This is a genomic window from Microcystis sp. 49638_E5 (assembly GCF_021300285.1).
Classification (GTDB): domain Bacteria; phylum Cyanobacteriota; class Cyanobacteriia; order Cyanobacteriales; family Microcystaceae; genus Microcystis; species Microcystis aeruginosa_C.
Genome location: NZ_JAJTDH010000017.1, coordinates 42,368 through 53,523, shown reverse-complemented (window position 1 = coordinate 53,523; position 11,156 = coordinate 42,368). Strand labels below are relative to the sequence as shown.

Sequence of the window (11,156 nt, the reverse complement as noted above, 5' to 3'; positions counted from 1 at the left end):
AGAACAGAGTAAATCTGTTAAGGCAGGTGCGGAACCCCGCAAGGGAAAGAAGCAGAAACCTAAATCGTGAGGTTTGGGAATCGCCGTCCGTTTTACGGCGGCGAGGATGTCAAGCTAGGCAGGTTGCCAACAATCCTCACGAGTCAGACGAATTTGGGCAAGGGCAAAAATAGTCGGGATAATCCGGCCGTAATCAGTGGCGATCGCCTTCCAACCGAGATCAGCAATAAACCAACCCCATAGAGCCGGTCCCACCAAACTTAACACGGTTCTGACCGCTCCGTAGCGGGCCGCCGCCCGAGTCATGCCCTGTTTAGCCGTTTGTAGGGCGATTTGATTAGCAATTGCCCCACCCTGGACTAGGGCAGTCTTTGCCCCTTGATAGCGGGCAAAATGGAGAGCGAACTGCCCGGCGATATGTTTGAGCAGAATCGGTTTCAGGATAGAATTAACGGCGATGACGCTACTGCCTTTGAGGACTATATCGAGGGGATTATGTTGTAGGTGAACGGGTAAGGGTTGGAGAGTGTGGGAATCCGCGAGCGCCTTTTGAATTTGAATCGAGAGGGATTTTTGTTCCGATGGGGGGAGACGTTTCCAAGCTTTGTTAACCAGATGAAGATAGATTTCCGCTTCAATTTCCGTTGTCGGCATTTTTTGGGAGTAGGGAACCTTGAGGAAATGACAGACACGGACGAGAATTTGACGATAACTAACTTTTTCGGTTTGACCTTTTAATACTGTCACACCATCGGCAGCCAAATAACGAAAACGATCCTCGACGCTATCTAACCAACTATCCCAATCTTGACTTTGAACGGCGATTGCGTCCGGCGCTCGTAGATAATCGAGAGGGTTAAAACGACGGCAAAAGAGGATGTTAGTGATTTGCTGTAGTTCCTCCTCGGTGGCTAACTCCAAAGCTGTGCGTAGTTCGTCCAATGTGGTTTGTCCTCCTCAGCCCCAATAATCAACTTAGTTTCGCTAGTGCTGATTACTACTAATATTAACTCAAGGGTTCACAGGATTAGGAAGGCTAGTGACAAATTTTTCGATTAATGTTGGGATCATTGGTGCGGGTTTAGCCGGGTTAACCTGCGCTCGTCAGTTGTGCGATCGAGGTTATACTGTTAAGCTATTTGATAAGTCTAGAGGCATTGGTGGTCGTTTAGCCACGCGACGGGTTAATCGAGCCAATCAAGAGATGGCTGTGGATCATGGCTTGCCTTTTTTGACTATTCAGGGCGAAAAAACGGCGGCTTTAATTGATAATCTCCTGAGAGAGAATATAGTTACTTCTTGGTTTGATTCTAGCTATGTTGCTCCTTCTGGCATCAATAGCGTGGCGAAATTTTTAGCTCAAGGTTTAGAAATTGAACGAGATTTTCTGGTTACTCGTCTGGAAAATCGTCAAGGAAAATGGGTTTTAAACAATAACGGTCAAATTCGGGGGGAGTTTTCGGTGATTGTCCTGGCTATTCCCGCCCCGCAAGCAGCGTTATTGTTAGAAAACTCTCCCATAACTACTATGCCAGAATTGCGATCGATCGTTTACGATCCCTGTTTAACGGTAATGGCAGCTTATGGCGATTCTTTACCCGCAGTTGCTCCCTCCACCGATATCGCTTGGTTAGGACTTGATAGCAGTAAACGGCAATCATCCCCTGATTATGTCTTTGTTGTGCATAGTAGTGGAGATTTTGCGGTTAAATATCTCGATAGCGAGGATTTAGAAGCAGTTAAGCTAGATTTGCTCTCTCGTGCTTCTTTGCCTCTCCCCGATTGGTCACAGATTCACCGTTGGCGTTATGCTTTAGTCCGTCAGGGTTTAGCTGTACCCTGTTTAAGTGTTAATAGTCCTTTACCTCTAGTTGCCTGTGGTGATTGGTGTCAAGGAGGAGATTTATCGAGAAATTCTTCCCTAGAAACGGCCTTAACTTCTGGGATAGCGGCGGCTAATCAAGTTCAGCAGCTACTCTCTTAAGAATCTAGAGACAGGTTTAAATTCTTAGGTTAAGCATAAGTTAACAAAAGTTTAAATATATAATAATGTAGATATCCTATACTGGGGGGTCGGTAACAATGGAAAAATTCAATTCTAAAGATAACTTTCTCTACCCTAAAACCAGCTACAGGGGTTTATTCACGCCACAAAATTTAGTTTTTAACGCTAACTTGCAGGAATTCGCCCTGAGAGTCTCTTTTATCGCTGGTTTACACAGTGGGGGAAAGCTTACCTCCACGGAAGCTTACGAGAAAATTAACCAGCTTTGGCAAGAGTTGAATACCAGTCAAAAATTCCTACTAGCTAATCATTTTGAGGATCACGGAGATTGAGAGATGGGGGTTTTTCAGTGATCAGTAAACAGTAATTAGTATCTAAAGTGCCACAGTAACAAAAGTGGGTCAAGTAGTTCTTAGTTATGTCAGAGCTTTCTGACCATAGCTGGCTTTCATCTTCTAGATAAAAATGTTACCAAAAGACAAAAACGGGTAATTCTCCCGCTACAATGTAATATTGAGTTGTCAAGAGAACAGTAAAAGAACTGCCAATTGCATCTAGATGCCCCAATATACTACTAAACAAGCAACGGAAAACCCTGTTGTGTCCGACCAGTCGGCCAAGAATCCCTTTTCACTATTTGGTCAATTTTGGGAAAGCCTAAAAATTGTGGCTCAACCCTATTGGTATCCAACGGAGTTAAATGGACGTGCCTTTGGAGATGTGATCATTTCTTGGGGAATGTCAGCTTTGATTCTTTTAAGTATCTTGGCAACGGTGGGGGTAGAAGCTTTTAGTAGCTACTGGAATCGTTATGTACTCGATATTATTATTGAAGATAGAGATCTTTCTAAATATCTAAATACGCTGTGGTTATCCAGTTTGTTGATTATAGGAACAACGGGGTTATTTGCTTTTTCTCAATTTATTCGTCGCAAAGTAGCCTTAGATTGGTATAAGTGGTTAACGAAACAAACCGTCAAAAAATATCTCAATTATCGCGCTTATTATAACATTGATTTTACCTCGAACTTAAAAAATCCCGATCAAAGATTATCTCAAGAAATTGAACCAATTACGACCATGACCCTAAGGTTGTTAATCACCTTCGTGGAAAAAGGGTTACAAATGATTACTTTTGCGATTATTCTTTGGACAATTTCTCGGCAAATTGCGGTTTATCTAATAATTTATACGCTCGCAGGAAATTTAATAGCAATTTATCTAACTCAAGAATTAAACAAAATTAATCAATCTGAACTTAATAATAAAGCTGATTATAATTATGCTTTAACCCATGTGCGTAACCACGCCGAATCCATTGCTTTTTTTCAGGGAGAAGAGCAGGAAGAAAAAATCATTGAAGGCCGTTTTGAACGGGTTATTCAAAGCTCGGAAAAACTGATCAATTGGGAACGGTTTAATAATCTTTTTAATCGGGGTTATCAGTCAGCGATTAGTGTATTTTCAATGTTTATTTTGACCCCCATGTTTATTAAAAACGAAATCGATTATGGGGAAATTAGTCAAGCGAGTTTATGCTGTTTCCTTTTTTCTAATGCCTTGGGACAATTAATTACTGAATGGGGAACATCGGGTAAAGTTTCAAGTTATATTGAACGGTTAGCTACCTTAACAGATGCCTTAAAAGTTGCCAGTGAAGAGCCGAAAAACTTAAGTCGTATTATCACCCTGGAAGATAATCGTCTAGCTTTTGAAAATTTTACCCTACAAACTCCCGATTATGAAAAGGTAATTGTGGAGAATTTATCGGTTTCTGTTCCTTTGGGAGAAAGCCTACTGATTATTGGCCCCAGTGGTCGAGGAAAAAGTTCCTTGTTACGAGCAATCGCCGGTTTATGGAAAGCAGGTAGCGGCCGTTTAGTGCGTCCTCCTTTAGCTAAAATGTTATTTTTACCCCAACGTCCTTATATTATCCTTGGCACTTTACGCCAGCAATTACTTTATCCCCATACCAATGAGCAGGTGAGCGATGAAGAATTAGAAAACATCTTAAAAAAAGTCAACCTGCAACATTTATTAACTGACAAAAATACCTTAGATAAACAAGTCAATTGGGAACAGATTTTATCTCTGGGAGAACAGCAAAGATTAGCTTTTGCTCGACTATTAATCACTAAACCCACTTTTACTATCTTAGATGAAGCAACCAGCGCTTTAGATTTGGCCAATGAAGCCAGCTTATATCAGCAATTACAGGCAAGTGAAACCACTTTTATTAGTGTTGGTCATCGGGAAAGTTTATTTAATTATCATCGATGGGTCTTAGAGTTAACAGAAAATTCCCATTGGCAGCTGTCAACTGTAGAAGATTATCAGCGCAAAAAAGTTAATGACCTGGTCATGACATCAAAAAAATCAGAAAATTTCTCGGCGGTAAAAATAGAGCCTTTGTCTGAGGTTAAAACTGAGCATGATGCGGAAATTGCCGGAGTTTCTGAAATAGCCGAAGGTTTGTCCCATCAACAAATGCAGTCCCTAACTGATTATTCTTTAAGTAACGTTCGGAGTCGTGCCAGTTTAGGTAAAATTATTACTGCCAAAGATGGTTTTAATTATCGTTACGATAAAGACCCAAAAACCTTAAAATGGGTGAGAATATAGCTAATGGGGTGACAAACAGATTGAAATTGAGACAGAGTATTCAGACTTTCCCCTCTCAGGAGAACTAGAGAATCAGGTTTTTGCTGGGTAAGTTGATTAACACTGATAACTGATAACTGGTATAGGAATTTTATCAAATGAAAGCACTGGAAAAACTGGTGACGGAACGATTATATTTAGTCCCCTTAAAGCTTGAACTTCTCAAGGCCGCAATTATAGGTATCGATGAATTAGCAACAATTTTGGGGGTAAAAGTTGCAGCTGACTGGGCCGAACAAGAGTTGATTCAAGCTTTCCCTGATATTGCCAATATTTTGCTGCAATTCCCCTTACAAAATGAGTGGGGGTGGGGGAGTTTAATTATTCATCAAACAGAAAATACCCTTATTGGTCATGTGATGATCAAAATTATTCCTGATGCCACAGGTTTACCCACAGATGCTGTAGAAATTGGCTATCAAGTAGCGCCGTTATATCGACGACAAGGCTACGCATCCGAGGCGACAAAAGCAATGATGGACTGGACACTTTCTCAACCTGGTATGCAAACAGTGACCGCCGGCTGCGCTCCCGATAATATAGCTTCAAAGCGAGTTTTAGAAAAAATAGGCATGAATCTGATAGAAGCACGAGAGAAAGTCTTGGTCTGGAAATTAAGTAGGGTTTGCTGAAAAAGTTTGTTGGTGGGGTTAGGAGTCAGTTATCAGTTATCAGTTATCAGTTATCAGTTATCAGTTCACTGAGAAAACTCCCCACTTCCCACACCCTACACCCCACACTCTACACCCCACACCCTCTTTCAAGTCAGGAGTCGGGGGGGAAATCTGGAGTCAGAGCCTCGTCGATGCGATAAAATACTCTGGCTCTGTCTTTGCCAGTTTATGAGTTGACAAGGATTTCAGCGATTGCCTGGGAGATAGGAAAATAAGGAGGATAAAGTTCTAGCCAAAAAAACTCGCCAACGGGATTAATTTCTAAAAAGATATAACGTTCATCTGGTGTGACAATCATATCAATTGCGCCATAATTAAGACCGAAATATTTCACTAATTCTAGTAGTTGTTTTTCAATAGTTTTCGGTAAATCGTAGGGTTGCCATTGTTGATGGAGCGCTCTTCCCTCTTTTCGCCAATCGTAGATAGCACCGTCTAATTGTTGGGAATTAATCGCCGCCGTAAATATTTGTTCACCGACGATAGTGATGCGTAATTCCAAAGCTTTAGGAATGTTTTCCTGAAAAGTCATGGGACAAAATTGCAAACCTTCCAAATTATCTAGGTCTTCCTTAGTAACAGGACTGGTAAAAACAACCATTTCCTCTTGCTTGTCTCCATAAATAGCAAATTGAGAAAGCATTTTAGTCACAATTCCTGTCGCTTCAAACTCCTGAGCAAATTGCTTGACAGCTTCAGGATTATTAGAAGTTAAAGTCCCCGGAATTAATAAACCTAATTGTTGCGCTACTTGTAACTGCAATTGTTTATGATTGGCATGATCTACCTTAGCAATTGGGTCAAGATGAAAGCCAGATAAACTAGCAATCATTCCTCGAATACTTAACCGACATTCCTTAAGAGAAGCTTCGCGAAATTGACTATCCATCCCATCGGGTAATTTTAGTCCGTATCTCATGCGTCGATACCAGACAGAAGAAACTTCTTTTAGCTCTAATTTTTGTTCTCCATCGGTAATAATTCCGCCTTTTTGACCGCCTGAGTAAAGATCAACTTTTACCTCTGTAGGGAAGCGATCGGTATCAAAACGGAAGGCTTTTTTCCCCATCGTTTCTATGGCTTTGATTACCAGAGGAATACTTTCATTATCGTGGCTAAAAGTAACAATTAAAACGGTCATAAATCTCCTTGAAAACTTAGGATTAACAATTTTTTTTCAGTGCGAGCTTTGCCGATCAACCGAAGACTAAAAAATCGGCGATCGCATGAGAAATAGGTAAATCTAAATCCCGTTCTAACATTCCCCACTCACCACCCGGATTAACTTCTAAAAAAACGTATTCTCCCCCAGGAGTTAAGATAAAATCAAACGCCCCAAAATTCAACCCTAAATTAGCCATAAAAATCTGAAGTTGCTGCAATAGTGAATCAGGTAAAGTATGATGTTGCCAAGCACCAGGATCAATACCAGGTCTTCGCCAATCTACGGCAGAATTATTATACTGAGAAGATTCTAAAGCTCCCACAAATGTCTGTCCATTAACCACGACAATTCTCAATTCTAATTGTTTGGGAATTTCCGCTTGAAAAACCATGGGACAATAACGTAAAGATTCCGCTTCCTCAAGGTCTTCTGCTTTCACCCTACTGGTATAAAGAAAAAATTCCGGCGACTCCATACTGCGGGCGATCGCAGTTAACAATTTACTCACCATTCGTCCCTGAACCTGGGAAAAAAACTCCCGGGCAGCATCAGGATTATTGGTAACTAAAGTGGGGGGAATAATTAAGCCAACTTCTGAGGCCAAACGAAGTTGTAATAACTTATTTTTAGCCTTCTCAATTTGCGCTAAATTATCTAACCAACGCGCTGACCTTAAACTATCCCAAAAACCGGCCAAAGTCGTCTGGGATTCTCGCACACAAACCTCCCGAAACTGAGGATCTAAATCCCCTGTTAGTTCAGGTTGCCAAATACGTCTTGTCCAAACAGATTGCACCTGTTGACTATCAATAGATTGATGGTTATAGGTTAATTGATAAAAACTTTTTTTCCCATTAAATTGGGCTGCTAATTGAACCTCTAAGGGAAATTTATCGGTATCTAAGCGAAAAGGTGTGGCTCCTTTTTTTTCTATCGCCTCAGCCACGCGGTCAATCGTGAAAAAATCGCCGCTATGGGTCAACAATAAAACAACTTTAGGCGATTCTTTCATGTCAATTGCAAATCTCTATATTTTAACCCATTTTAAGGCTTTTGGGCTGGTATTTATTGGACAGAATCTCAATAAAAGGCGGCAAAAATTGCTGCTTTTGCTTAACTAATTGCAGTATTTGTTTTTTTCTTGAGTAATTACTAAATTTAGTTGACAGCACTTCTCAGGATCTCAACGTGCAGTTTTTTTGGCTGCGAGCCTTGCTTAGTGGCTCCTTTAGCTTTTTGTCTGTACGGTGTAATCAAGAAAAGTGCTGCAATTACTCAAGTAACCTGAGTTTAAAACTCTTCCCAGTCAGAAGGGTATTTGAGTGTAACATTATATTCACGCTCAGGGGAAGGAGACTTGATGGAAGATTCCTCTTTGCTTACGGACAAGAAACGAGCAAAGAAAGGAAGTGCTTTACCTTGTTGATCGTTGGGATATGCCATATTTATTCCTCTGGTAATTTCGAGTGAATAGGTTTAATCACTCAGACAAAACTAACAACCCGTACTAACCCTTGAAAGCTTTGCTGTGCATGGCTTTCAGAATTGGGATTGTGCAAATAATTTGCCTTTGTTTGGGTGATGGAAAACATCATAAGCACTAATCTGGCAAATGTCAAGCACTTAAGAAAAATTTCTGCTAAATCCGACATTCAGCACATCTTCATATACTTTTATATATTTTTACATTCCCCAAGATGTTTTAACGAAAAACCTTGATTGTAGAAACTACTATTGAGAACATTTTCAATAATTGATTTTTTCTGAGAAAAAAATTGACAATTCTTCACCTTGATCAAAATCCATCATTGTAGTTATAATTCTTACTGGCAAGGGTTTGGAAGGAATATATTAGTAAAAATCATCAATTGAATGTTAAGAAGTGCGGAAAGTGGGATTTAATACTCCACACTTAAAACTCAAATCTGATAACTGATCACTGATAACTGATAGCTGTACAACTACTTAGTACAAACGCTTACGGGGGCGATAATTAGCCACGGATTCCACTAAACCCAAGGCGATAAAATTGGTTAATAAAGATGAACGTCCATAACTTAACCAAGGTAGAGGAATCCCTGTAATCGGGGCTAATCCCACGGTCATGCTAATATTAAGAATTGCCTGAAAAGCGATCATCGAGAGAACACCGATCGCTATTAAAGAACCGAAGTTTTCTTTAGCAGTATTAGCAATGACTAACAAACGCCAACAAACTAACCAGAAAGCTATTAAAACTAGAATACTGCCGACAAAACCGAATTCTTCCCCGACTACGGAGAAGATAAAATCGGTGTGTTGTTCGGGAATAAAATTTAATTGGGTTTGGGTGCCTTGGTGTAATCCCCGTCCCAATAATTCTCCGGATCCGATGGCAATGCGGGATTGAATTAATTGATAACCTCCCCCCAAAGGATTCTTTTCTGGGTGAAGAAATAGGGTTAAACGATCTTTTTGATATTCTTTTAATAAACCCCAAAAAACCTCGCCTAATTTACCCACTGCCAGATTAGTTGCCACCACGATGAAAGTAGATAAAAAACGGTAGGGAAGGGTAAACCAAGCAAGCACAGCGATGATAATTGCTAAAACAATCCAAGCAGGAAAAAGTAAATTAAACAGAAAAACCGATGCGAGGGGAGATAACAGGATAATCATCCAAGGTAGTTTCGCATTAGCCCAGTAAATCATGCCTAGGGTAATTGCACCAAAGACTAATCCTGTCCCCAAGTCCGGCTGCGCCATAATTAACACCCAGGGGATGGCAGTGACGGCAAAAACACGAGCGATCGCAAAAAGATTATCGGCGGGACGATGATGTAGGAGGGCTGCTAGGGTGATAATTAAACCTACCTTGGCAAATTCCGACGGTTGCACGTTAAAACTGCCGATATTAATCCAACTTTGCGCCCCATTCGCCGTCACCCCTAGGACAATTACCGCAATTAGGGAGAGATTGGTAAGAAGATAGGTTAACCAGTGCCATTTCAGCAGACTTTCGTAACGACAACGGGCCAGAAATAAAGCGATCGCCACTCCCACGGACCCGAATAACCAGTGTTGCCACCAGTCGAGAGCGGTGGTGTTTCTTTCGGCACTACGAATCATTAAACCACCGAAAACGGTTAAACCCGTCACCAAAACGAACAAAAGCCGATCCATTTGGGCTATATCCCGGAAAATGAAGCTAAACTGCTCACTAAAACCGCTTAGTTTCCTACTAATAAGGGACTGTCTTCTCACCATTTCTCTCCCCAAATTTACTAACTAACTAGGGTTTGCTGAATAAATCTAAAAACATTGTTCGATAAGACTTTTAGACCTTTTTGAAATCCAAAAGCACCGGACATTGGAGTGATCGGGGGGAAAATTTAGGGACTTTTTCCCTGAAAATGGGTAAAACCCTACACCCTACACCCCACACCCTGCCCCTAGGGAAAACTTTTTGCCGCAAACCCTAACTATAGGCTGCCACGGATACTTTCGCCGCCACCTGACGAGCGATCGCTATTAGGGCTTTAGCTGAGGCCGATTCTGGTTGCCCCAAAACCACTGGTACACCAGTATCACCGCCTTCCCGGAGGGCTATCTCCAGAGGTACACATCCCAGTAAAGGAATGCCCAATTCTTGCGAGGTTTTTTCCCCACCACCGGACCCAAATAGATCATAGGAGCGATCGGGCTGATCGGGAGGGATAAAATAACTCATATTTTCCACGATACCCAAAACCCGCGCCCCTAGCTGTTGGAACATTTTTAAACCCCGACGCGCATCAATTAAAGAAACCGTCTGGGGAGTGGTGACAATCACCGCACCCGCTAGGGGGACTGATTGAATTAAAGTTAATTGTGCATCCCCGGTACCGGGAGGCATATCGACGATTAAATAGTCTAAATCGCCCCAATTGACTTGATAGAGAAACTGACGGATAATGCCGTTTAACATCGGACCGCGCCAGATTACCGGTTGATCGGGGTTGATCAAAAAGCCCATGGAAACCATTTTGATGCCATGGTTGAAAGCGGGTTCCAATATCTCGCCATTTGCGCCCTGTACGGTCACTTGTGCGTCATTTAAGCCCAACATTGTCGGGGCGTTGGGGCCGTAGATGTCCGCGTCTAATAGCCCCACTTTTGCCCCTAAATGAGCTAAGGCGACGGCGATATTGACAGCCACGGTACTTTTCCCCACACCGCCCTTACCACTGGAAACGGCGATAATATTTTTAACCCCCTCCACGCCTTGGCGATCGGGTAAAGCTTTTTGTTGCGGGGTTTCGGCAGTTACTGCCACGGCGACACTTTCCACCCCGGGCAGCTGTTTAACGGCTTTTTGGCAGTCTTCCACGATAAATTCGCGCAAAGGACAGGCAGGAGTGGTCAAAACTAGGGTAAAGCTAACTTTTCCGCCATCGATCGCCACATTGCGGATCATGTTCAATTCCACTAGGCTTTTTTGCAGTTCCGGATCTTGAACGGGACGTAATACTTCTAAAATCGAGGCGGTATCAAGGGGCATGGTTTCAGTGTCTCTAGTCAAGTATTGTTCTTATGGTTATTTATCTTAACCTTGATATTTCTACTTATGGCCTAAGAGAGATGCTCCCGTATTTTCTTAAATGTATAGTGGGATCATCTGGGAGCAAGTCAC

Annotated in this window: 10 protein-coding genes; 4 read left to right on the top strand and 6 right to left on the bottom strand. The window is 41.8% G+C overall.

Annotation, left to right across the window (positions count from 1 at the left end):
* Nucleotides 1-114: 114 nt before the first annotated feature.
* Complete coding sequence (locus tag LW728_RS07550; RefSeq protein WP_287766067.1) at nt 115-942, bottom strand: YaaW family protein; 828 nt, start codon at nt 940-942, stop codon at nt 115-117.
* Nucleotides 943-1,039: 97 nt separating this feature from the next.
* Here LW728_RS07550 and LW728_RS07545 point away from each other — a divergent pair, with 97 nt between their 5' ends.
* The 4 genes from LW728_RS07545 to LW728_RS07530 all read left to right on the top strand — a co-directional run bounded on the left by LW728_RS07545 (nt 1,040) and on the right by LW728_RS07530 (nt 5,298).
* Complete coding sequence (locus LW728_RS07545; RefSeq protein ID WP_287766065.1) at nt 1,040-1,984, top strand: NAD(P)/FAD-dependent oxidoreductase; 945 nt, start codon at nt 1,040-1,042, stop codon at nt 1,982-1,984.
* A 98-nt stretch (nt 1,985-2,082) separates the two neighbouring features.
* Entirely contained in the window at nt 2,083-2,337 is a 255-nt protein-coding gene (locus tag LW728_RS07540) for a DUF7219 family protein (protein ID WP_002740468.1), read from the top strand.
* A 226-nt stretch (nt 2,338-2,563) separates the two neighbouring features.
* Nucleotides 2,564-4,627: an ABC transporter ATP-binding protein/permease gene (locus LW728_RS07535; protein ID WP_002801146.1), complete on the top strand. Its 2,064-nt coding sequence runs from the start codon at nt 2,564-2,566 to the stop codon at nt 4,625-4,627.
* A gap of 137 nt (nt 4,628-4,764) precedes the next feature.
* Complete coding sequence (locus LW728_RS07530; protein ID WP_287670503.1) at nt 4,765-5,298, top strand: GNAT family N-acetyltransferase; 534 nt, start codon at nt 4,765-4,767, stop codon at nt 5,296-5,298.
* A 208-nt stretch (nt 5,299-5,506) separates the two neighbouring features.
* Here the strand turns inward: LW728_RS07530 and LW728_RS07525 are convergent, their stop codons facing one another.
* From LW728_RS07525 to LW728_RS07505, 5 genes are all read right to left on the bottom strand, one after another.
* Complete coding sequence (locus LW728_RS07525; RefSeq protein WP_002801149.1) at nt 5,507-6,481, bottom strand: MvdD family ATP-grasp ribosomal peptide maturase; 975 nt, start codon at nt 6,479-6,481, stop codon at nt 5,507-5,509.
* A gap of 55 nt (nt 6,482-6,536) precedes the next feature.
* Nucleotides 6,537-7,517, bottom strand: coding sequence for an MvdC family ATP-grasp ribosomal peptide maturase (locus tag LW728_RS07520; protein ID WP_287670499.1), 981 nt, complete (start codon nt 7,515-7,517; stop codon nt 6,537-6,539).
* A gap of 278 nt (nt 7,518-7,795) precedes the next feature.
* The gene (locus LW728_RS07515; RefSeq protein WP_008201950.1) at nt 7,796-7,948 is read right to left on the bottom strand and encodes a microviridin/marinostatin family tricyclic proteinase inhibitor; all 153 of its coding nucleotides are present in this window, start codon (nt 7,946-7,948) and stop codon (nt 7,796-7,798) included.
* A 522-nt stretch (nt 7,949-8,470) separates the two neighbouring features.
* A complete protein-coding gene (gene rodA / locus LW728_RS07510; protein ID WP_287766061.1) occupies nt 8,471-9,751 on the bottom strand; it encodes a rod shape-determining protein RodA in 1,281 nt (426 codons plus the stop codon).
* A gap of 211 nt (nt 9,752-9,962) precedes the next feature.
* Nucleotides 9,963-11,024, bottom strand: a complete 1,062-nt coding sequence (locus LW728_RS07505) for an Mrp/NBP35 family ATP-binding protein (RefSeq protein WP_002758983.1) — start codon at nt 11,022-11,024, stop codon at nt 9,963-9,965.
* Nucleotides 11,025-11,156: the final 132 nt, after the last annotated feature.